This is a genomic window from Seohaeicola zhoushanensis, from assembly GCF_014656415.1.
GTDB classification, from domain to species: domain Bacteria; phylum Pseudomonadota; class Alphaproteobacteria; order Rhodobacterales; family Rhodobacteraceae; genus Seohaeicola_A; species Seohaeicola_A zhoushanensis.
In genome coordinates this window covers 372,106-393,398 of record NZ_BNCJ01000001.1, presented here as the reverse complement: position 1 = coordinate 393,398, position 21,293 = coordinate 372,106, and the positions used below count along the sequence as shown (strand labels likewise).

The 21,293-nt window shown below is 65.0% G+C and carries 25 protein-coding genes; 10 read left to right on the top strand and 15 right to left on the bottom strand.

Annotated elements, in window-relative coordinates; translation table 11 throughout:
• Positions 1 to 40: 40 nt before the first annotated feature.
• Together IE266_RS01875 and hrcA are read right to left on the bottom strand one after the other, a co-directional pair.
• Positions 41 to 613, bottom strand: a complete 573-nt coding sequence (locus IE266_RS01875) for a nucleotide exchange factor GrpE (protein WP_189678333.1) — start codon at positions 611 to 613, stop codon at positions 41 to 43.
• A gap of 3 nt (positions 614 to 616) precedes the next feature.
• A complete protein-coding gene (gene hrcA / locus IE266_RS01870) occupies positions 617 to 1,687 on the bottom strand; it encodes a heat-inducible transcriptional repressor HrcA (RefSeq protein WP_189678332.1) in 1,071 nt (356 codons plus the stop codon).
• Between the two features lie 115 nt (positions 1,688 to 1,802).
• Here hrcA and rph point away from each other — a divergent pair, with 115 nt between their 5' ends.
• The 3 genes from rph to hemW are packed head-to-tail and all read left to right on the top strand — an operon-like array spanning position 1,803 to position 4,274.
• A complete protein-coding gene (rph, locus tag IE266_RS01865) occupies positions 1,803 to 2,516 on the top strand; it encodes a ribonuclease PH (RefSeq protein ID WP_189678331.1) in 714 nt (237 codons plus the stop codon).
• Positions 2,513 to 3,124, top strand: coding sequence for an RdgB/HAM1 family non-canonical purine NTP pyrophosphatase (gene rdgB / locus IE266_RS01860; protein WP_189678330.1), 612 nt, complete (start codon positions 2,513 to 2,515; stop codon positions 3,122 to 3,124). The genes rph and rdgB overlap by 4 nt, the downstream gene beginning before the upstream one ends.
• Positions 3,087 to 4,274: a radical SAM family heme chaperone HemW gene (hemW, locus tag IE266_RS01855; RefSeq protein ID WP_189678329.1), complete on the top strand. Its 1,188-nt coding sequence runs from the start codon at positions 3,087 to 3,089 to the stop codon at positions 4,272 to 4,274. The genes rdgB and hemW overlap by 38 nt, the downstream gene beginning before the upstream one ends.
• On the opposite strand, the gene IE266_RS01850 is transcribed toward hemW, so the two are convergent.
• The 8 genes from IE266_RS01850 to IE266_RS01815 form a co-directional block, all read right to left on the bottom strand.
• Entirely contained in the window at positions 4,271 to 5,161 is an 891-nt protein-coding gene (locus IE266_RS01850; protein WP_189678328.1) for a ParB/RepB/Spo0J family partition protein, read from the bottom strand. The two genes, hemW and IE266_RS01850, sit on opposite strands and share 4 nt — an antisense overlap.
• A 17-nt stretch (positions 5,162 to 5,178) precedes the next feature.
• Positions 5,179 to 5,988, bottom strand: a complete 810-nt coding sequence (locus tag IE266_RS01845) for a ParA family protein (RefSeq protein WP_189678327.1) — start codon at positions 5,986 to 5,988, stop codon at positions 5,179 to 5,181.
• Positions 5,981 to 6,592 carry a 16S rRNA (guanine(527)-N(7))-methyltransferase RsmG gene (gene rsmG / locus IE266_RS01840; RefSeq protein ID WP_189678326.1) on the bottom strand — a complete coding sequence of 204 codons (612 nt, stop codon included), beginning with the start codon at positions 6,590 to 6,592 and terminating at the stop codon, positions 5,981 to 5,983. Before rsmG ends, IE266_RS01845 begins: the two co-directional genes overlap by 8 nt.
• Positions 6,592 to 8,460 (bottom strand): tRNA uridine-5-carboxymethylaminomethyl(34) synthesis enzyme MnmG, encoded by a 1,869-nt coding sequence (gene mnmG / locus IE266_RS01835; protein ID WP_189678325.1) that lies wholly within the window; start codon positions 8,458 to 8,460, stop codon positions 6,592 to 6,594. The genes rsmG and mnmG overlap by 1 nt, the downstream gene beginning before the upstream one ends.
• An 11-nt stretch (positions 8,461 to 8,471) precedes the next feature.
• Positions 8,472 to 9,758, bottom strand: a complete 1,287-nt coding sequence (mnmE, locus tag IE266_RS01830) for a tRNA uridine-5-carboxymethylaminomethyl(34) synthesis GTPase MnmE (RefSeq protein WP_189678324.1) — start codon at positions 9,756 to 9,758, stop codon at positions 8,472 to 8,474.
• 28 nt (positions 9,759 to 9,786) lie between these two features.
• The gene (gene rho, locus IE266_RS01825; RefSeq protein WP_189678323.1) at positions 9,787 to 11,058 is read right to left on the bottom strand and encodes a transcription termination factor Rho; all 1,272 of its coding nucleotides are present in this window, start codon (positions 11,056 to 11,058) and stop codon (positions 9,787 to 9,789) included.
• Between the two features lie 126 nt (positions 11,059 to 11,184).
• Positions 11,185 to 11,631: a protoporphyrinogen oxidase HemJ gene (gene hemJ, locus IE266_RS01820; RefSeq protein WP_189678322.1), complete on the bottom strand. Its 447-nt coding sequence runs from the start codon at positions 11,629 to 11,631 to the stop codon at positions 11,185 to 11,187.
• 26 nt (positions 11,632 to 11,657) lie between these two features.
• Positions 11,658 to 11,888, bottom strand: coding sequence for a hypothetical protein (locus IE266_RS01815; protein ID WP_189678321.1), 231 nt, complete (start codon positions 11,886 to 11,888; stop codon positions 11,658 to 11,660).
• A gap of 145 nt (positions 11,889 to 12,033) precedes the next feature.
• Between IE266_RS01815 and IE266_RS01810 the strand changes: the two genes are divergently transcribed.
• Genes IE266_RS01810 through dnaQ form a run of 4 tightly spaced genes read left to right on the top strand, consistent with a single transcriptional unit; the run spans position 12,034 to position 14,729 of the window.
• Positions 12,034 to 12,633 (top strand): Maf family protein, encoded by a 600-nt coding sequence (locus IE266_RS01810; RefSeq protein ID WP_189678320.1) that lies wholly within the window; start codon positions 12,034 to 12,036, stop codon positions 12,631 to 12,633.
• Positions 12,630 to 13,463 (top strand): shikimate dehydrogenase, encoded by an 834-nt coding sequence (locus IE266_RS01805; RefSeq protein ID WP_189678319.1) that lies wholly within the window; start codon positions 12,630 to 12,632, stop codon positions 13,461 to 13,463. The genes IE266_RS01810 and IE266_RS01805 overlap by 4 nt, the downstream gene beginning before the upstream one ends.
• Positions 13,460 to 14,053 (top strand): dephospho-CoA kinase, encoded by a 594-nt coding sequence (gene coaE / locus IE266_RS01800; RefSeq protein WP_189678318.1) that lies wholly within the window; start codon positions 13,460 to 13,462, stop codon positions 14,051 to 14,053. Before IE266_RS01805 ends, coaE begins: the two co-directional genes overlap by 4 nt.
• The gene (dnaQ, locus tag IE266_RS01795) at positions 14,046 to 14,729 is read left to right on the top strand and encodes a DNA polymerase III subunit epsilon (RefSeq protein ID WP_189678317.1); all 684 of its coding nucleotides are present in this window, start codon (positions 14,046 to 14,048) and stop codon (positions 14,727 to 14,729) included. Before coaE ends, dnaQ begins: the two co-directional genes overlap by 8 nt.
• A gap of 1 nt (position 14,730) precedes the next feature.
• On the opposite strand, the gene secB is transcribed toward dnaQ, so the two are convergent.
• Together secB and IE266_RS01785 are read right to left on the bottom strand one after the other, a co-directional pair.
• The gene (secB, locus tag IE266_RS01790) at positions 14,731 to 15,222 is read right to left on the bottom strand and encodes a protein-export chaperone SecB (RefSeq protein ID WP_189678316.1); all 492 of its coding nucleotides are present in this window, start codon (positions 15,220 to 15,222) and stop codon (positions 14,731 to 14,733) included.
• A 57-nt stretch (positions 15,223 to 15,279) separates the two neighbouring features.
• Entirely contained in the window at positions 15,280 to 15,774 is a 495-nt protein-coding gene (locus tag IE266_RS01785; protein ID WP_189678315.1) for an FxsA family protein, read from the bottom strand.
• Between the two features lie 108 nt (positions 15,775 to 15,882).
• On the opposite strand from IE266_RS01785, the gene IE266_RS01780 reads away from it, so the two are divergent.
• The 3 genes from IE266_RS01780 to IE266_RS01770 are packed head-to-tail and all read left to right on the top strand — an operon-like array spanning position 15,883 to position 18,124.
• On the top strand, positions 15,883 to 16,539 hold the full coding sequence (locus IE266_RS01780) for a Tim44/TimA family putative adaptor protein (protein WP_189678314.1): 657 nt from the start codon (positions 15,883 to 15,885) through the stop codon (positions 16,537 to 16,539).
• Positions 16,536 to 17,579, top strand: coding sequence for a murein transglycosylase A (gene mltA, locus IE266_RS01775; protein ID WP_189678313.1), 1,044 nt, complete (start codon positions 16,536 to 16,538; stop codon positions 17,577 to 17,579). The genes IE266_RS01780 and mltA overlap by 4 nt, the downstream gene beginning before the upstream one ends.
• Positions 17,576 to 18,124, top strand: a complete 549-nt coding sequence (locus tag IE266_RS01770) for a Smr/MutS family protein (protein WP_189678312.1) — start codon at positions 17,576 to 17,578, stop codon at positions 18,122 to 18,124. Before mltA ends, IE266_RS01770 begins: the two co-directional genes overlap by 4 nt.
• Positions 18,125 to 18,240: 116 nt before the next feature.
• On the opposite strand, the gene hslU is transcribed toward IE266_RS01770, so the two are convergent.
• From hslU to hslV, 3 genes are read right to left on the bottom strand one after another with little or no spacing between them, the layout of a single operon-like run.
• Positions 18,241 to 19,548 carry an ATP-dependent protease ATPase subunit HslU gene (gene hslU, locus IE266_RS01765; protein ID WP_189678311.1) on the bottom strand — a complete coding sequence of 436 codons (1,308 nt, stop codon included), beginning with the start codon at positions 19,546 to 19,548 and terminating at the stop codon, positions 18,241 to 18,243.
• Positions 19,549 to 19,557: 9 nt separating this feature from the next.
• Positions 19,558 to 20,649 carry a hypothetical protein gene (locus IE266_RS01760; RefSeq protein WP_229863861.1) on the bottom strand — a complete coding sequence of 364 codons (1,092 nt, stop codon included), beginning with the start codon at positions 20,647 to 20,649 and terminating at the stop codon, positions 19,558 to 19,560.
• A complete protein-coding gene (hslV, locus tag IE266_RS01755; protein ID WP_189678310.1) occupies positions 20,642 to 21,199 on the bottom strand; it encodes an ATP-dependent protease subunit HslV in 558 nt (185 codons plus the stop codon). Before hslV ends, IE266_RS01760 begins: the two co-directional genes overlap by 8 nt.
• Between the last annotated feature and the right edge of the window lie 94 nt (positions 21,200 to 21,293).

The window sequence follows — 21,293 nt, the reverse complement described above, 5'->3', positions numbered from 1 at the left end:
CCGGACAACCGGCGGGCGTTTTCATTCAATGCGGGTAAACTCAGGACGCCGGGGTCGACGAAACGCCAACCTGCGCCGGGCGCAGCAGGCGGTCGTGCAGCAGGAAGCCCTCGGCCGCCACCTGGATGATGTCGCCGGCACGGGTGCCCGGCAGCGGCGCTTCGAACATCGCCTGATGCAGCTTGGGGTCGAAGCGGTCACCGACAGCCGGCGAAATGATCTCGATCCCGTGCTTCGAGAACACGTTGAGCAGCTCGCGCATGGTCAGCTCGATCCCCTCGAACAGCGCGGCATTCGCCGCCCGCTGCTCTTCGTTCGCCGCTTCGATCGCACGCTTCATGTTGTCGAACACCGGCAGCATGTCGCGCGCCAGCTTCGACCCGCCATATTGTTCGGCCTCGCGCCGATCCTTTTCCCAGCGTTTGCGGGCATTCTCGGTCTCGGCCAGCGAACGGATGAACCGGTCGCGGTAATCGTCGCGTTCGGCGCGCACCTGGTCGAGTTCCGAAACCTCGGGTTCGTCGGTTGCCAGGCCCGCGAGTTCCTGGGCCAGCTGCTGCGCCTCGGCCTCGGTCATCGGTTCATCCGGCTCTGTCTTCTTTGGCTCTGCCATTCTTCACCTCTCGCTGCGGTCGGCCACCATGCGTCCCAGCAACTGCGCCGTGTAATCGACGATGGGCACGATCCGCCCATAGTTCAGTCGCGTGGGGCCGATGACACCGACGGCACCAATGATCTTACGGTCCGCGTTCATATAGGGAGACACCACCAAAGAGGAACCCGAAAGTGAGAAAAGTTTGTTCTCCGAGCCGATAAATATGCGTACCCCATCACCCTGTTCCGTCAGGTCCAGAAAGGCGGCAATATCTCGCTTGCGCTCGAGATCGTCGAACAGCGTCCGGATGCGTTCCAGCTCGTCCGCATGGTCCCCGCCCGAGAGCAGATTCGCCCTGCCCCGCACGATCAGACGGCTGGTATCGTCGCCCTGCGTTTCCCAGGCGGCCAGCCCGCTTTCCACCATGACCGCGGCCAGCGAATCAAGCTCCTGCCGCCGCGCCGCAATCTCGCGCTGGATCAGCCCGCGCGCTTCGGACAACGTCCGGCCGTCGATCAGCGCGTTGAGGAAATTCGCCGCCTCGCGCATCGAACTCGGCGTCTGCCCCGGCGGCGGCGTGAACAGCCGGTTCTCGACATGCCCGTCCGAGAACACCAGCACCACCAGCGCCCGCGTCGGGTTGAGCGCCACGAACTCGATATGCTTCAACGCCGCCTCGTGTTTCGGCGTCAGCACCAGCGAGGCGCTGTGCGTCACCCCCGACAGCGCCGCGCCGACCCGGTCCAGCACGCTCTGCACATCAGGCGCGCCTTCGGACACGGTGGATTCGATCTTCTGCCGGTCGTCCTCGGCCAGATCGCCGATCTCCAGCAGCCCGTCAACGAACATCCGCAGCCCCAGCTGCGTCGGCACCCGCCCGGCGCTGACATGCGGACTGTCGAGCAGCCCGAGGTATTCCAGGTCCTGCATCACGTTACGGATCGTCGCCGCGCTCACCTTCTCGTTCAGCGAACGGGTCAGCGTGCGGCTCCCCACCGGGTCGCCGCTGGCAAGATAGGACTCGACGACAAGGCGGAACACCTCGCGCGAGCGGTCGTTCATCTGCTGCAGAAGTTTCGAGGCATCGGGCATCGTCAATTTTCCTTGGCCGGCGGGTAATAGACCGGCTTGGCGGGCAAAGGTCAATCGGGCTTGCATCCCGGGCCGTGCCGGGGATATCCCGGCGCAGACAAGCGAGGACCGACCGATGCGACCTTCCGGAAGAGATTTAAGCGAAATGCGCAAGATTTCCATCGAGACGGGTGTCACCCGTCACGCGGAAGGCTCTTGCCTCATCAAGGTCGGCGACACGCATGTGCTCTGCACCGCGACGCTGGAAGAGCGCGTGCCGCCCTTCATCAAGGGCACCGGCCTCGGCTGGGTCACCGCCGAATACGGGATGCTGCCCCGCGCCACCAACACCCGGATGCGCCGTGAAGCAGCCGCCGGCAAGCAGGGCGGCCGCACCGTCGAGATCCAGCGCCTGATCGGCCGCGCCCTGCGCGCCGGCGTCGACCGTGTCGCCCTGGGCGAACGCCAGATCACCATCGACTGCGACGTGCTCCAGGCCGACGGCGGCACCCGCTGCGCCTCGATCACCGGCGGCTGGGTTGCGCTCCGCCTCGCGGTCGACAAGCTGATGAAGGCCGGCAGCGTGATCAGCGACCCGCTCACCGACCACGTCGCCGCCGTCAGCTGCGGCATCTACGCGGGCCAGCCGGTGCTCGACCTCGACTACCCCGAGGACAGCGAAGCCGGCGTCGACGGCAACTTCATCCTGACCGGCGCGGGCCACCTCGTCGAAGTGCAGATGTCCGCCGAAGGCTCGGTCTTCTCGCGCACGCAGATGAACACGCTGCTGGATCTGGCGGAAAAAGGCGTCGGCGAACTGGTCGCGGCACAGAAGGCGGCCACGAGGTGAGCAGACGTTTCACGGGGGACCGGCTTCTGGTCGCCACGCATAACGCGGGCAAGCTGGAAGAAATGCGGGCCCTCTTCGCCCCCTACGGTGTCTCCGTGGTCGGCGCCGCCGAAATGGGCCTCGCCGAACCGGCCGAGACCGAGTCGACCTTTATCGGCAACGCCCGGATCAAGGCCCATGCCGCGGTCAAGGCCACCGGCCTGCCAGCCCTGGCCGATGACTCGGGCATCGAGATCGACGCCCTCGGCGGCGCGCCCGGTGTCTATACCGCCGATTGGGCCGAAACGCCCAACGGGCGCGACTTCGTGATGGCGATGGAGCGCACCCACCGCGAACTCGAAGCGATCAACGCGCCCCACCCGCGCCATGCCCGCTTCTGCTGCACGCTGGTGCTGGCCTGGCCCGATGGCCACGACGAGGTTTTCCCCGGCGTGATGCCCGGCCGCGTGGTCTGGCCGATGCGCGGGACCAACGGCCACGGATACGACCCGATCTTCATCCCGGCCGGTCACGACATCACCTTTGCCGAGATGGAAACCGCCCAGAAAAACCGCATCAGCCACCGCGCCGATGCCGTGGCGAAACTGGTCAAGGGCTGCTTTGGCTGAGGATTGGCGCAACGGGGGCTTTGGCCTCTACGTGCATTGGCCGTTTTGCGAGGCCAAATGCCCCTATTGCGACTTCAATTCCCATGTCTCGCGTTCGATCGACCAAGGGCATTGGCGCACCGCCTATCTCTCCGAACTCGACCGCGTTGCCACCGAAACCCCGGATCGGGTTCTGAACTCCATCTTCTTCGGCGGCGGCACACCCAGCCTGATGGACCCGGCGACCACCGCCGCGGTAATAGATGCCGCCGCGAAACACTGGCGCATCGCCAATGACATCGAGATCACGCTCGAAGCCAACCCGGGTTCGGTCGAAGCCACCCGTTTCGCCGGCTACCGCGATGCCGGCGTCAATCGGATTTCCATGGGCATACAGGCCCTGAACGACACCGATCTGCGCCGCCTGGGGCGGATTCACACGCTGGCCGAAGCCCGGGCCGCCTTCGACACCGCCCGCAGCCTCTTCGACCGGGTCAGTTTCGACCTGATCTATGCCCGCCAGGACCAATCCCTCGCCGATTGGGAGCGCGAATTGACCGAGGCGCTGAACATGGCGGTCGATCACCTCTCGCTCTACCAGCTGACCATCGAACCCGGCACCGCCTTTGGCGACCGTTTCGACAGGGGCGGGCTTCGCGGCCTCCCCGACGAAGACCTCGGCGCGGCGATGTATGACCTGACGCAGGAGATCTGCGAAGCCGCCGGAATGCCGCGCTACGAGGTCTCGAACCACGCCCGCGAGGGCGCGCAGTCGCGGCACAACCTGATTTACTGGCGCTACGGCGATTACGCCGGAATCGGCCCCGGGGCGCATGGCCGGATGACCGTTGGCGGCCAGCGTTTCGCAACCGAAGCGCACCGGATGCCGCAGGCCTGGCTCGACGCCGTGTCGAAAGGCACCGGCGAAAGCGCCCGCGACAGGCTCAGCGGCATCGATCAGGCCGAAGAATACCTGCTCATGGGCCTGCGTATCTCGGAAGGGATCGACCGCGACCGCTATGCCGCGCTGGCAAGCACCGCCATCCCCGAAGCGGCCGTGCAAGAGCTTGTGGAACTGGGCATGATCCGCACCAGAGGATCACGTATTTCCGTTACATATCAAGGGTTTAACCTGCTAAACCGGGTGATTGCCCGACTTGCGGGCGCCTAGTTTCCACCCAGCATCTGGCACAAGCGGTCAAGCTGCTCCAGGTTCTCGTACTGGATCATCATCTGGCCCCGCTCTCCGCCCGGCTCATGCTTGAGCAAAACGCGCATGCTGAGTGCGGCCGACAGATCGCCCTCCAGCGCCCGGGTGTCGGCATCCTTTTCGGCATCGGGCCGCGCCTTCTTGGTGGCCTCTTTCAACGCCCCCTGCTGCGCCCTGCGCACCAGTTCCTCGGTCGCACGAACCGAAAGCCCTTTGGCGATGATCTCGCGCGCCAATTCCAGCGGGTTCGGCGCCGTGACCAGCGCCCGGGCGTGACCGGCCGACAGCTTGCCCTGACGCAGCATGTCCTGCACCTCATCCGGCAGGTTCAGCAGGCGCAGCAGGTTCGCAATATGGCTGCGGCTCTTGCCAAGCGCCTCGGCCATCCGCTCCTGCGTATGGCCGAACTTGTCCATCAGCTGCCGATAACCCGCCGCCTCTTCGACCGCATTCAGGTCGGCGCGCTGGATATTCTCGATGATCGCAACCTCGAGAACCTCGGTATCGTCGAAATCACGCACCAGCACCGGCACTTCATGCAACTGCGCAAGCTGCGCGGCACGCCAGCGGCGCTCGCCCGCGACGATCTCGAACTTGTCGCCGGCAACCGGGCGCACGATCAGCGGCTGCAGAATCCCCTTCTCGCGGATCGAGTTCGACAGGTCATTCAGCGCCTCGGGCTCGAAATCCCGGCGCGGCTGGTTCGGGTTGGCAACAACACGCTCGATGGGAACTAGCCGATCCGGCCGTGCCGGCGCACCGGGGGTCGACGAATCGACCGGTGCGTTGATATCGCCCATAAGCGCCGAAAGACCACGGCCCAGGCCGCGCGGTTTCTTGTCCACCATCGTGGTTCCTCCTCTGCTCAGGCCGCCGCGGCGCTGCGTTTGCTCATCAGCTCTGACGCCAGTTCGCGATAGGCCATCGCCCCTTGTGACCGGGGATCGTAAGTCAGCACCGGCATCGCAAAGGACGGCGCCTCGCTGACCCGGACATTGCGCGGGATCACCGTCTGGAACACCAGATCGCCCAGGTTGGTGCGGGCATCCATCTCGACCTGCTGCGACAGATTGTTGCGGCGGTCATACATGGTCAGCACGATCCCCTCGATCCGCAGGTTGGGGTTCGCGGTCTGCCGCACCTCGCGCACCGTCAGCATCAGCTGCGACAGGCCTTCGAGCGCAAAGAACTCGCTTTGCAGCGGCACCAGCACCGAATGCGCCGCCACCATCGCGTTCACCGTCAGGATGTTCAGCGAGGGCGGACAGTCGATCAGGATGTAATCAAGCGCAAAGTCGTCCATCGCCACCTGGCGCAGCGCGTCATGCAACAGGAAACTGCGTTTCTCGTTTGAAATCAGCTCGATATCAGCAGAGCTCAGGTCCACCGTCGCCGGCACGATGCTCAGGCCGGGGATATTCGTCTCGCGGATCACCTCGTTCAGCGGAGCATCATCCAGCAGGAGGTCATAGGTCGTATGCGCCCGGTCGCCCTGCTCCACCCCCAACCCGGTCGAGGCATTGCCCTGCGGGTCGAGGTCGATCACCAGCACGCGCCGCCCAAGCTCCACCAGCGCCGCCGACAGGTTGATCGCCGTCGTGGTCTTCCCGACCCCGCCCTTCTGGTTGGCAACAGCGATGATTCGCGGCCCGGAAGGGCGTGAGGGGTCAGACACGTGACACTCCCTTGATGGACAGGATCGCGGCGGCGGGTTCGGTTTCACTTGTAATCGGCTGGCAATCGAAAGACCATTCCCGCCGCGCGTTATCCACTTCTTTTTTCCAGCTGGCCCCCTTCGGGAACAGCGCCAGCCCTTCTGGCGCCAAGTGCCGCTCGGCAAATCCCAGCAGAACGCTCAGTTCGGCCAGCGCACGGGCCGACAGGACCTGCGCATTCTGCGGCTCGGCCAGTTCGATCCGTTCCGAAAGCACCTTGCAGGCAACGCCCATCTCGCGGGCGGCGGTGCGAAGGAAAGCCGCCTTGCGCTGGTCGCTCTCGATCAGCGTGACCGGGCGCGGGTTCGGCGCTTCAGCGGCCCGGATCGCCACGATCAAACCAGGGAACCCCCCACCGCTGCCAAGATCACACCAATGACCCTCCGGCGGCGCAAGGTCGTATATCTGCAGGGAATCCGCGAAATGACGGCTGCGCAGCTCGGCCAGGCTATTGCGCGACACCAGGTTGATCTTCGGATTCCACTTGATCAGCAGCGATTCGTAGATATCCAGCCGCTCGGACGTTTCACGTGAAACATTCCTCGGCGCGCCATCCCCCACCATCAGGCCGACCGCTGCGCCGCACCGCGCCGCAGATGCGCCAGCAGCAAGGCCAGCGCCGCCGGCGTCATCCCGTCGATCTTCGCCGCCTGCGCCAGGTTCGCCGGCCGCTGCGCCGTGAGCTTGGTCTTCAGCTCGTTCGACAGGCCGGGAATGGCCGCAAAGCTGAAATCCCCAGGAATCTCATGCGCTTCGTCACGCTTGATCGCTTCGCTGTCCTTCTTCTGCCGCTCGATATAGCTGGCATAGATCGCATCCCGCTCCACCTGCTGCCGGATGTCGGCATCGACCTCGGCCAGCCCCGGAACCAAGGGCTCCAAGTCCGCGCAGGTCAGATCCGGGAAGGCCAGAACCTCAAGCCCTGTCCGCCGGTTGCCATCGTTGTTGACGCTGATCCCGGCCGCAAGGATTTGCTTCGGCGTATAGGCCTCGGCCGTCAGCAGCCCCCGCGCATGGGTCAGCCGGCGCGCCTTGTCCTCAAAGTGCTCGCGCCGATCGGAACTCACGCAGCCCAGGTCAATCGCCAGCGGCGTCAACCTTTGGTCAGCATTGTCCGCCCGGAGCGAAAGCCGGAATTCCGCTCGTGAGGTGAACATGCGATAGGGTTCCGCAACACCACGGGTAGTAAGATCGTCGATCATAACCCCAATATAGCTGCTCGACCGGCTGAACGTCACCACCGGCCGCCCCTGCGCCAACAACGCCGCATTCAGCCCCGCGACCATGCCCTGGGCCGCGGCTTCCTCGTATCCCGTCGTGCCGTTGATCTGGCCGGCAAGATACAGCCCCGGCACCGTTTTGACCGCCAGTTCCGCCGTCAGCGCCCGCGGGTCTACGTAATCATACTCGATCGCATACCCCGGCTGCAGGATCTCGACCTGCTCCAGCCCCCGGATCGACCGCACATAGTCGTGTTGCACGTCCTCCGGAAGCGAGGTCGAAATCCCGTTCGGATAGATCGTGTGATCGTCCAGCCCCTCGGGCTCGAGGAAAACCTGGTGCGAGTTCTTGTCCGCGAACCGCACCACCTTATCCTCGATGGAAGGGCAATACCGCGGGCCAATCCCATCGATATGCCCACCATACATCGCCGACCGGCCGAGGTTCTCGCTGATGATCCGATGGGTTTTCTCGTTGGTATGGGTAATCCCGCAAGAGATCTGCCGTGCCTCCACCCTGCTCGAGAGGAAGGAGAACAGCACGGGATCCTCGTCACCCGGCTGCATCTCCAGTCCCGTCCAGTCGATGGTTCGGCCATCCAGCCTCGGCGGGGTGCCGGTTTTCAACCGCCCAAGAGGCAGGCCAAAGCTCGACATCCGTTCCGCCAGCTTGACCGAAGGTTTGTCGCCCATCCGCCCGCCCGGCCGTTTGACATCACCGATGTGGATGATCCCGCGCAGGAACGTTCCCGTGGTCAGGATAACAGCCGCCGAACTGATCTCGCGCCCGTCGTCCAGAACCACACCGCCCACCCGGCCATCCTCGACCAGCAGATCGGTGACCTCGCCCTCGGTAATCGTCAGGTTTTCCTGGGCCGACAGCTCCGCCAGCATCGATTCGCGATAGATCTTGCGGTCGGCCTGCGCCCGCGGGCCCTGCACCGCCGGGCCTTTGCGACGGTTCAGCAGGCGGAACTGGATGCCGGCCTTGTCGGCGATCCGCCCCATGACTCCATCCATGGCATCGACTTCGCGCACGAGGTGGCCCTTGCCCAACCCGCCGATGGCCGGGTTGCAGGACATCACGCCAATTCCGTCGCGCCGCAGCGTGACAAGCAACGTGGCCGAGCCCATCCGGGCCGCCGCACTGGCAGCCTCGGCCCCGGCATGGCCGCCGCCAATCACCACAACGTCGAAGTCACGATGTTTCACGTGGAACACTCCTACTTTCCCAGACAGAAGCTGGCAAAAATTTCGTCCAGAAGATCTTCCACATCGACGCGGCCCACAAGCGATTCCAGCGCTCGCACGCCGGTGCGGATTTCCTCTGCCACGATATCATAGCGCTCCGGCCCCTCGGACAAAAGCGTCAGGGCACGGGCCAGCGCATCCTGCGCGCGGACCATCGCGATACGATGGCGTTCCCGCGTCGCCAAACCGGCCGAGGCCGACCGTTTACCCAGTTCCTCGCCGATCCGCGCCACCAGGGCATCCAGCCCCTGTCCGGTCTTGCCGGACACCGCATCCTGTTGATCCGTCAGCAGATCGGCCTTCGGGCGCAGCAGGATATCGCCCGGACAAACCGCAACCGGCAACTCCTCACTGGGTTCCGCCAGGAACACCCGAAGATCCGCCGCCTCGGCCCGTTCCCGCGCCAGCGCTATCCCCATGCGCTCCACCTGATCCTCTGCCTCGCGCAGCCCGGCGGTGTCGAGCAGCGTGACGGCAAGGCCGCCGATATCCATCCGGACCTCGATCACATCGCGCGTCGTCCCCGCAATATCCGAGGTCAAGGCCGCCTTCCGCCCCGCCAGTGCGTTCAGCAAAGTCGACTTCCCGACATTCGGGGCCCCGATGATCGCCACCTCGAACCCGACCCGGATGCGCTCCGCCGCCGAAACCCCTTCGGCCGAGCGCGTCAGATCAACGAGAACGCCTTCCAGCAGCCCCGAAACCTCCGGCGAAACGTCCTCGGGCACATCCTCATCGGCAAAATCGATCACCGCCTCGACCAGCGCTGCCGCTCGGATCAGCCTGCCCCGCCAGCCTTCGGCCACGCGCCCCAGGTCGCCCGCCAGAACCCGCAGCGCCTGCCGCCGCTGCGCCTCGGTTTCTGCGTCGATCAGGTCCGCCAGCCCTTCGACCTGCGCCAGGTCCAGACGCCCGTTCTCCAGCGCCCGCCGGGTGAACTCGCCCGGCTCCGCCATCCGCAGCCCTTCGGCCGCCCCCAGCTCGGCCAGCACCGCCGCGATCACCGCCGGGCTGCCATGCAGGTGCAGTTCGACCACCTCCTCGCCGGTGAAACTCGCCGGACCGGCAAAGGTCAGCACCAGGGCCTGGTCCAACCGAACCCCGTCCCGCCCCCGCAGGATACACAGCTTGCGGCCGGCCTCCGGCAGCGGATGTCCCGCCATCTCCGTGGCAGCCGAAATCGCCCGTGGCCCGGAAATGCGGACCACGGCGACACCGGCTTTCCCCGGCGCGCTCGCCAGCGCAAAGATCGTATCCATGCCCGCTCCGGTGGCCCCGAACCGGGGCTCAGGTGTTCATCGAGTCGAAGAATTCGCCGTTGGTCTTCGTCTGCTTCAGCTTCGAGATCAGGAACTCGATGGCATCCGTCGTCCCCATCGGGTTCAGGATGCGGCGCAGCACGAAGGTTTTCTGCAGGTCGTTCTTGTCGACCAGCAGGTCTTCCTTCCGGGTGCCCGACTTGAGGATGTCGATGGCCGGGAACACCCGCTTGTCGGCGATCTTCCGGTCAAGCACCAGTTCCGAGTTACCGGTGCCCTTGAACTCTTCGAAGATCACCTCGTCCATCCGGCTGCCGGTATCGATCAGCGCGGTCGCGATGATCGTCAGCGAACCGCCCTCCTCGATATTCCGCGCCGCACCGAAGAACCGCTTCGGCCGCTGCAGCGCGTTCGCATCCACACCGCCGGTCAGAACCTTACCCGAAGACGGCACCACGGTGTTGAAGGCCCTACCAAGTCTTGTGATCGAATCCAGAAGGATCACAACATCTCGCTTATGCTCGACCAGCCGCTTGGCCTTCTCGATCACCATCTCGGCCACCGCAACGTGCCGCGTCGCCGGTTCGTCAAAGGTCGAGGACACCACCTCGCCCTTCACCGACCGCTGCATGTCCGTGACTTCCTCCGGCCGTTCGTCGATCAGCAGGACGATCAGGTAGCACTCCGGATGGTTCTTCTCGATCGAATGCGCGATGTTCTGCAGGATCACCGTCTTACCGGTCCGCGGTGGCGCCACGATGAGCGAACGCTGCCCCTTCCCGATCGGCGCCACCAGGTCGATGATACGCGCCGTGCGGTCCTTGATCGTCGGATCGGCGATCTCCATCGTCAGCCGCTCGTCCGGGTAGAGCGGCGTCAGGTTGTCGAAGGCGATCTTGTGCCGTGCCCGCTCCGGATCCTCGAAGTTGATCCGGGTCACGTCGACCAGCGCGAAATAGCGCTCGTTGTCGTCCGGCGCGCGGATCACGCCCTCGATGGTGTCACCGGTGCGCAGCGAATACTGCCGGATCATGTCGGGCGAGACATAGATGTCGTCCGGCCCCGGCAGATAGTTCGCCTCGGGCGAGCGCAGAAAGCCGAAACCGTCCTGCAGCACTTCCAGCACGCCGTCGCCCGAGACTTCCCAGCCCTCGTCCGCCCGCTCCCGCAGGATCTGGAACATCATCTCGCCCTTGCGCATGGTCGAGGCGTTCTCGATCTCCAGCTCCTCCGCCATGGCCAGCAGGTCGGCGGGGGTCTTGGCCTTCAGATCGGACAGGTTGAGCTTTTCGACGGTCATCTCGGTAAATACCTTTCGGCGCTCCGGGGGATTCCGGGGCAGGGTCGCAAACATGGGAAGATCGGCCACCCGGACGGGCGCGTCGGCGACTAGATAGTGATTTCCGGCCCTCGAGTCAAACCCGGGCTAGAACTTCACCACGACCGAGATCACGATCACCACCAGCAGCAGCGTCGGCACCTCGTTCATCATCCGGAAACTGCGCCCCGTCGTGCGGTTCTGCCCGGCCGCGAAATCCTTGCGCCGACGTGCCAGCCAGTGATGAAACCATGTCATCCCCAGCACGGACGCGGCCTTGGTCCAGGGCCAGACCTCCGACCAGTCGACAATCCCCGGCGTGAACACCAGCATCAGGCCAAAGATCCAGGTGGCGATCATCGCGGGGTTCATGATCGCGCGCAGCAGGCGGCGCTCCATGGTCTCGAACACCGGGCCCAGCCCGGCCACCCCGTCCTGCTCCACATGGTAGACGAAAAGCCTGGGCAGATAGAAAAGCCCGGCCATCCAGGCGACGACCGAGATGATGTGCAGCGCCTTGGTCCAGGGGTAAAGCGAGGCAAGAATATCGGTCATGTCGGTCCTCCGGGCATGGGGTTCTCCTAATAAAGAAAAAAAGAAGAAGAAAGGATGATGATTTTGAAGGCACGTCCAGAGTCGTGGATCCTGCCACTTGTCCCTTCTTCTCCCCAGGTGGACAGTTTTTGCCCGCGAGTCACGTATAACCCGGGCGATTCAATAAAACTCAATGAAAACAATAAATTGATTTGAGAACGAATCGAGAGAGGCTGGGGATAAAACAGGGAGTTTTGGCGGGTATCCTGCTTCTTCACAGTGCAGTCTTATCCTTTTCCAGCCCGGGCAGTGTGTGCCTTTCATCCACAGGACGACCCTGAATTCGGGGCAAGGTTGCCAAGTCGGGCCAAAATGCCCAAAACCATCCCGTCAGATTCACGCTGTTGCCCCCGAGTTTTCCACATGGCTGTCCCGATCATCCTCGCCTCAGGCTCCGAGACCCGCGCAGACATGCTGCGCCGGGCCAGGGTCCCGTTCGAGATCGCGATACCGCGCATCGACGAAGAGGCAGTGCGCCGCGCGCTCGAGGCCGAAGGCGCCAAGCCGCGCGATGTCGCCGATGCCCTGGCCGAGCTGAAGGCCCGCCGTATCGCCGAAAAGCGCCCCGAGGCCGTGGTGATCGGCAGCGACCAGGTGCTCGACCTGAACGGCGAGGTGCTCTCCAAGCCCGAAACACCGGAAGAGGCGGTAATCCAGCTCGCCCGGATGCAGGGCAAGCGGCACATGCTGCTCTCGGCTGCGGTGGTCATCGAGAATGGGCAGGTGGTATGGCGTCACGTCGGCCAGGTTCGTATCCGGATGCGCGATCTTACGCCCGCCTTCATCGAATCCTACGTGAACCGCAACTGGGAGAGCATCCGCTACTCGGTCGGAGGCTACAAGATCGAGGAAGAAGGCGTGCGGCTCTTCAGCTCGATCGAAGGAGACCTCTTTACAATCCTCGGAATGCCGCTGATCGAACTTCTTAACTACTTCGTCCTGAGAGGACTGACGGAAACATGACCGACCAGCGCATCCCACTGGCCGGCGTGATCGGGTCGCCGGTCGCGCAATCACGCTTGCCCCGCATCTTCGGACATTGGCTGAAGGCGATGCACCTTCCGGGCGTCTACGTCCCGATGGACATCGTCCAGGCCGACCTGGCGCAAGTGATCCGCACCCTGCCCAAGATGGGCTTTGTCGGCGTCAATATCGCCGCGCCCTACAAGGAGACGGTGATGTCCATCGCCGATCTCATCACCGACCGCGCCACGCTGATCGGTGCCGCCAATACGCTGATCTTCCGCAAGGACGGCAAGATCCACGCCGACAATACAGAAGGCTACGGGTTCATCGAAAGCATCCGCCGCGCCGCGCCGGATTGGTCCGCCCGCAACGGCACCGCCGTCGTGCTCGGCGCCGGGGCGGCGGCGCGTTCGGTGATCGCATCGCTTTCCGACGCCGGCGTGCCCGAGATCCTGCTGACCAACCGCACCCGCGTGCGCGCCGAAAAGCTCAAGGAAGACTTCGGCCAGCGTGTTCGCGTGGTCGACTGGGTCCAGGCCGGCAATGCCATCGACGGCGCGGCCCTGGTGGTCAACGCGACCGTGCTCGGCGGTGTCGGCAAACCCGAGCTGCGCGTGCCGCTCGACGGGCTGCGTCCGGGCACCGTGGTGGTCGATCTCGTCTATACGCCCCTGCGCACGCATATGCTGCAGGAAGCCGAGCAATTCGGCTGCATCACAGTTGACGGCCTCGGCATGACCATCTGCCAGGCGGTTCCGGCCTTCGAACGCTGGTTCGGCGAGCGTCCCACGATGGACGAACCCACCCGCGCGGCGGTGCTGGCATGAGCTTTCTCCTCGGCCTCACCGGCTCCATTGGCATGGGCAAGAGCACCACGGCGAAACTCTTCACCGAGATGGGCTGCGCGCTCTGGGATGCCGATGCCGCCGTCCATCGCCTCTATGCCCCCGGCGGGGCAGCCGTTGCGCCCCTGGCCGCGGTCTTTCCCACCGCGATCGTCCACGGGGCGGTGGACCGGAACGTGCTGAAACAGATCATCGCCGCCGATCCCGGTGCACTTAAGCAGATCGAAGCCATCGTCCACCCGCTGGTCGGCGCCGACCGCGAGGCGTTCAAGCAGGCGGCGACGGCCGATATCATCGTGCTCGACATCCCGCTGCTGCTCGAAACCGGCGGCGAAGCCCGTGTCGACGCGGTTGCCGTGGTCTCGGTCGATGCCGAAACCCAGGAACGCCGGGTGCTGGAGCGCGGCACCATGACCCGCGAGCAGTTTCTGCTCATCAAGTCCAAGCAGATGCCCGACGCCGACAAACGCGCCCGCGCCGATTACGTGATCGTCACCGACACCCTCGACCATGCGCGCCAGCAGGTGCAGGATGTGGTGGCCGACATCAGGAGGAAGATCGCCCATGCGTGAGATCGTGCTCGACACCGAAACCACCGGTTTCGACCCCGAAAGCGGCGACCGCATCGTCGAGATCGGCGCCGTCGAGCTCTGGAACCACGTCGCCACCGGCCAGACATACCACCAGTACATCAACCCCGAACGCGACATGCCGCAGGAGGCTTTCGAGGTGCACGGTCTCTCGGCCGAGTTCCTGTCGGACAAGCCCAGGTTCGCCGAGATCGCCCAGGCCTTCCTCGATTTCGTCGGCGACGCCAAACTGGTGATCCATAACGCCAGCTTCGACATGAAGTTCATCAACGCCGAGCTGAAGTGGCTGAACCGCCCCGCGATCCCCTTCGACCGCGCCGTCGATACCCTGCTGATCGCCCGCAAGCGCTTCCCCGGCGCGCCCGCTTCGCTCGACGCGCTCTGCCGCCGCTTCGGCATCGACAACTCGGCCCGCACCCTGCACGGAGCCCTGCTCGACTCCGAGATCCTGGCCGAGGTCTATCTGGAACTGACCGGCGGCCGTCAGCCCGACTTCGCGCTTTCGACCGAACCCTCGGGCACGGCGCGGGGCGAGAGCGAACTCTGGCGGCCGCAGCCCCGCCCCAAAAAGCTTCCGCCCCGGATCACCGAGGCGGAGCGTGAAGCGCATGAGGCCTTTGTCGCCAAGCTGGGCGAAGAGGCCCTCTGGCGGGCCTGACTCAGGCCTGCGCCGGCTGGGCGGCCGCCTGGCGGCGGGCCACTTCGGCACGGTAGATCTGCACGAAGTCGATGTTCTCCAGGTTCAGCGGCGGGAAGCCACCGTCGCGGGTCACGTCGCTCACGATGCGGCGCAGGAAGGGGAACAGCATCCGCGGGCATTCGATCAGCAGGAACGGATGCAGCTGCTCTTCCGGCACGCCGGCGATGGCGAAGACGCCGACATAGTCCACTTCCATCAGGAACAGCTTGTCGCCGGTCGGCTTCGACTTCGACTCGATCTTCAGCTTGATGTTGACCTCGAACTGCCCTTCCGCCGGGCGCTTCTTGGCGTCGAGGTTCACCTGCACGCTGATATCGGGCTGGACCTCGCCGGTCGCACCCTTCTGCGCCATGATGTTTTCAAACGACAGGTCGCGGACGAACTGTCCCAGGATATTCATCTGCACCTGGGGCGGCTGGGCCCCGTTCGTGGCAGCGCCGTTCTCGGACATCGCAATTCTCCTCATGAAACCGAATTTGGCGCTGCTTATCAGCTTGCGGGCGTCATCTCAATGACGGTCCGGCCCCTTGACCCAGCCCGAAGGGCCCTTGTCCGCACCCTGACGCCGGGTCACTTCCTCGTATTCGCCCTCGACCACATCGCCGCCCCGATCCTGGAACCCGGGGCGCGGCCCCGGACCCATCTGGAAGCGCTGCACCTTGATGCGGGTCGAGAGGTACCGCATCACCGCCAGTCGCACCGGCGGGATCAGCAGCGCGAAGCCCACCGCATCGGTGAAGAACCCGGGCGTAAGCAGCAGAACGCCCGCCAGCAGGATCATCGCCCCATGCGCCAGCGGCTCGGTCGGATCGCGCAATTCCGAGAACGACTGGCTCAGCTGCGCCAGCGCCAGCTTCCCCTGAACGCGCATCAGCCAGCTGCCCAGAACCGCCGTCGCCACGACGATGGCAAGCGTCGGCCAAAGCCCGATCAGACCACCAACCTGGATGAACAGGGCAATCTCGATGATCGGAACCAGCAGAAAAGCCAGAAACAGATGCATAAACAGGTCCTTTTCAGCATGGCAGGGCGGTGGACTTGGCCCGGCACAGCACCTACATAAGGTGTCTAAGCCGCGCTTACAAAGATTGCCGCGTGACATGAGGTGCATATGAACTCGCCCCTGATCCAGCTCCTGGTACTGGCTGGCATCGCCATCTTCCTGATCCTGCGCCTTAAAAGCGTTCTGGGAACCCGGGATGGTTTCGAAAAACCACCGTTGCCGAACCCGGCGCCGACACCGGCCCGCCGTGGCTTCGAGGTGATCGAGGGTGGCCCGGATCACGATATTGCCGACCACGTCGAGAAGGACAGCGACAACGCGCGCGCCCTCGCGGCGATGAAGCGGATCGAGCCGGAATTCTCCGTGACCGAATTCATCCAGGGCGCCCGCAGTGCCTATGAAATGATCCTGATGGGCTTCGAACGTGGTCATCTCGACGACATCAAGCCCTTCCTGTCGGAAGACGTCTTCCAGGCCTTCGTAGACGGCGTCGCCGCGCGCGAGGACAAGGGCCTGACGGTCGAGGCCGAATTCATCGGCGTGCGCGAGGTCAAGGTGCAGGAAGTGACCTTCGACAAGGACACCAACCGCGCCGAGATCACCATGCGCTTTGTCGCCGAGATGACTTCGGTTGTCCGCGACAAGGGCGGCGACGTGATCGAAGGCAGCCCGACCGCGATCAAGCGGCAAAAGGACAGCTGGACCTTCTCCCGCGTGATGGGGTCGACCGATCCGAACTGGCTGCTGGTTGCAACCGACGCATGATCGGGGCGCTCCGGGCGGTCTGTCTTGTTGGGGCGCTGATGACCGCCACGGGCGCAAATGCCGAAACGACCTACACGGTCCTTTCCTTTGCCGATCTTGAAGGCTGGCCCCGCGACGATCACGCCGCGGCGCTGGCCGTTTTCCGCAATACCTGCGCCGACATGCCGGGCCAGGAATGGGAGGCGCTCTGCGCCGTCGCCTATTCCCAGAAACCCGAGGGCGCCCGCGCCTTCTTCGAGCTGTTCTTCCGCCCGGTCCTGATCCGCGACGGCTCCCCCGCCCTCTTCACCGGCTATTTCGAGCCTGAACTCGAAGGTTCGCGCTTTCCCAGCGAACGCTACCGCTACCCGATCTACCGGATGCCGGACGAAGCCAAGGCCACCACCCCCTGGCTGACCCGGCGCGAGATCCTCGGCGGCGATATCATGAAGAACCGCGGGCTCGAAATCGCCTGGGTCGACGATCCGGTCGAGCTCTTCTTCCTTCAGATCCAGGGCTCGGGCCGGATCCGCCTGCCCGACGGCAAGATGCTGCGCGTGGGCTACGGCGGCGCCAATGGTCAGCCCTACCGCTCGATCGGGGTGGAACTCGTCCGTCGCGGGATCTATGCCGCGCATCAGGTCAGCGCCGAGGTCATCAAGAACTGGGTGCGGCGCAACCCGGCCGAGGGCGAAGAACTGCTGAACCACAACGATTCATATGTCTTCTTCCGCGAAGTCAGCAAGGTTCCGGCCAAGGATGGCCCGCTTGGCGCGATGAACCGTTCGGTGACCGCGCTGCGCTCGATCGCCGTCGACCCGGCCTATGTGCCGCTCGGCGCGCCGGTCTGGATCGAAAAGGCCGGCGAAGGACCGATGCACCGGCTGATGATCGCGCAAGATACCGGCGCGGCGATCAAGGGCGCGCAGCGCGCTGATATCTTCTTCGGCACCGGCGATGCGGCCGGTTCGGCGGCAGGCACGCTCAAGGATCCGGGCCGCATGGTGGTGTTGATGCCGATCCAGACCGCCTACGCCCTCGCCCCGGACGCCGAGGGATGACGCGCCGCCGTCTCACCGCCGAAGAGATCGAGCTTTGGCACAAGGTCGTCGAGCGGGCCGAGCGGATGCACCCCGAACGCTCCACTGCGCCGGTCGCGCGTCCCAAGCCCAAGCCGACCAAGACCCCCCAGCCGCGCGCCGCGCAATCGCCGGTGGCCAAGCCCGAACCGCCGCCCCGCCCCACGCCGGCCCCGGCGCTGCGCATGGATCACGGCAACTTCGGGCGGATGAAACGCGGCCGTCTCGTCCCCGAGGCGCGGATCGACCTGCACGGCATGACGCTCGACGCCGCGCACCCGGCGCTGATCCGCTTCATCCTGCGCGCCCAGGCGGACGGCAAGCGGCTGGTGCTGGTCATCACCGGCAAGGGCCGCGCCGAGGATCATGGCATCCTCTACCCCACCCCGCGCGGCATCCTGCGCCGCCAGGTGCCGCACTGGCTCGAGATCCCGCCGCTGGCCCAGGCCGTCCTGCAAGTCACCTCGGCCCATATCCGCCACGGCGGCGAAGGTGCCTTCTACGTCTACCTCAAACGCGGTCGCTAGGCTCCGCCAGGTCGGATTTCAGCCCGTCCTGGCAATGTCCTGGATTCACTCCCGAGGTATATATAGGGAAATCAATGGCTTGACCCCCCGTCCTAGCTGGGACACCTGAAAACGCCCTACAGGACGTAGCGGCTGAGGTCCGATTTCGCGACCAGCTCGCCCAGGTTCTTGTCCACGAAAGCCGCATCCACGACCACCGTCTCGCCCGACCGATCCGGCGCCGAGAAGGACAGCTCCTCGAAGACCCGCTCCATCACCGTGTAAAGCCGCCGAGCCCCGATATTCTCCACCGACCGGTTCACCTCCGCCGCAATCCGCGCCAGCGCCGCGATCCCGTCCTCGGTAAAGCTGACCGTGACCTCCTCGGTCCCCATCAGCGCCGTATACTGCCGGGTCAGCGCGTTATCCGTCTCGGTCAGGATCCGCACGAAATCCTCCTCCGTCAGCGCCCGCAGCTCCACCCGGATCGGCAGCCGCCCCTGAAGTTCCGGCAAAAGGTCCGACGGCTTGGCGATATGAAACGCGCCGCTTGCGATGAACAGGATATGATCCGTCTTCACCGGCCCATGCTTGGTTGAAACGGTCGTGCCCTCGATCAGCGGAAGCAGGTCGCGCTGCACCCCCTCGCGGCTCACATCCGCCCCCCGCGTCTCGGCCCGCGCGCAGACCTTGTCGATCTCGTCCAGGAAGACGATCCCGTTCTGCTCCACCGCCTCCAGTGCACTCTTCGTCACCGTCTCGTCGTCGAGCAGCTTGTCCGCCTCTTCCCCCATCAGCAAGTCATAGCTCTCGGCCACCGTCATCCGCCGCCGCATCTTGCGCCCGCCCATCGCCTTGCCCAGCAGGTCGCCGAGGTTCATCATCCCCATGTTGCCGCCCGGCTGGCCCGGGATGTCGAACATCGCCATCGGGTTCGACGTATCGGCCAGGTCCAGCTCGATCACCGTATCGTCCAGCTCGCCCGCCATCAGCTTCTTGCGGAACATCTCGCGCGTGCCCTCGCGCGCGTCCTCGCCCGCAATCGCGGTGATCACCCGCTCTTCCGCCGCCTTGCGCGCCGCCGCCTTCACGTCCTCGCGCATGTGCTCGCGGGTCTGGACGATGGCGCTGTCGACGAGGTCGCGCACGATCTGCTCGACGTCCCGCCCGACATAGCCCACCTCGGTGAACTTGGTCGCCTCGACCTTGATGAAGGGCGCCCGCGCCAGCTTGGCCAGGCGGCGGCTGATCTCGGTCTTGCCGACGCCGGTGGGCCCGATCATCAGGATGTTCTTCGGGTAGACCTCGTCGCGCAGGTCATCCGCCAGCTGCTTGCGCCGCCAGCGGTTGCGCAGCGCCACGGCCACGGCGCGCTTGGCGTCCTTCTGGCCGATGATGTAGCGGTCGAGTTCGCTCACGATTTCACGGGGGGTCAGATCGGTCATGGGAAACCTCTAGTGAATGGGGGGAAGGCGGCGGCGCAGCCCGCCCAGCGGCAGGACGGCGACCAGCGCGCCACGAATGCGGGCCCAGAAGGCACCGAGAAGGACAAGGAACAGCCCGAGCGCCAGGATCAGCGCGGCAAAGGCGATATCCTCGGTCAGCGGGTTCAGCGCCACGATGACCGAAACGACATAGCTGATCGCCGCCAGCAGGAACGAGCGGCGGTCGATCACCACCGCGACCACGGCGAACAGCACCATCATTGCCAGGATCTGCCATTGAGCCGCCACCGTGCCGCGATCGAGCAGCGAGAGCGCCACCGTGTTGATGATCATCGGCGCCGCGACGAGGTGCAGCCAGAACCCCTGCGCCGCCCGCCGCGTCACCCGATGCGGATCGCTGCCGTCAAACAGCATTGCCACCACGAAGGTTGCAAGACCAAGCGCCAGCGTCACCCAGGCGAAGCCGCCTTGGCCGGACAGCACGAAGAGTTCGGTGACCGATTGCGGTTTGCCCGCACTGGTCGCGGCAATCAGCAAAGCGGTTGCGAACAGCCCCAGCGCGATCAGCGCCATCGCAAAGGGCACCTTGAAGCGCAGCCAGAAAACACCTGTCGCCGCCACGGCAAGGAATCCTGGCAGGATCAGGCTGGAATAATCCTCCTGCGCCAGCATGAAGACCTGAGCGTGCCACTGCGCCAGCCCGAAGACGGCATTGGCGGCAAAGAAGATGGTCAGCAGGATCGCCGGCCCGACCATCCGCCGGATGCGGATGAAATACTCGGATAGCAGCCAGATCAACGCGGCGGTGATCGAACAGATCGTTACCAGCGAGGACTTCCACACGGTCAGGTCGTCGTAGACCCACCAGGCCGCGATCCCGATCCAGCCGGCCGCCAGGATCGACAGGCCCACCATGATGAAGATCTCGTTGAACCCGCGAAACAGCTCGAAGGGTTCGTCGCCCGCCGCCAGATCCTCGCGCGCGCCGCGGCGGCTGTGCGCCAGCGCGGTCAGCGCCGCCGCCTGCCGTTCGCTCAGCAGCCCGCTGGCCACCGCGGCGCGGATATCGTCGGTGCCGATCTCCGCCGGTGGCTCAGCCACGGATCGTTTCCACCGTCAGTTTGCCGTTGGTATAGACGCAGATATCGGCCGCGATCGCCATTGCCTTGCGGGCGATCTCCTCGGCGCTCTTGTCGCTGTCCATCAGTGCCCGGGCTGCCGCCAGGGCGTAATTTCCTCCCGAGCCGATGGCGGTGACGTCATGTTCCGGCTCCAGCACGTCGCCGGCACCGGTGATCACCAGCAGGTCGCGCCCGTCCGACACGATCAGCATCGCCTCGAGCTTTTGCAGGTATTTGTCCGTGCGCCAGTCCTTCGCCAGCTCGACGCAGGCACGCTGCAGCTGGCCCGGTGTCGCCTCGAGCTTCTTCTCCAGCCGTTCCAGCAGCGTGAAGGCGTCGGCGGTCGACCCGGCAAAGCCGCAAACAACATCCTGCCCGCCCGGCGTCAGCCGGCGAACCTTGCGGGCGGTGCCCTTGATCACGGTCTGGCCCAGCGAGACCTGGCCATCGCCGGCAATCACCACCTCGCCGCCCTTGCGGACTCCGATGATCGTGGTGCCGTGCCAGCCGGGAAAGTCCTGCGTGCTCATGCATCCTCCGCGTTTTGCTTCAAGGGTATATGGCCAACCGCCGTGCGCGGCACAAGGGCGGGCTCTTACGCGGTGGCATGGAGGGCAAATGGAA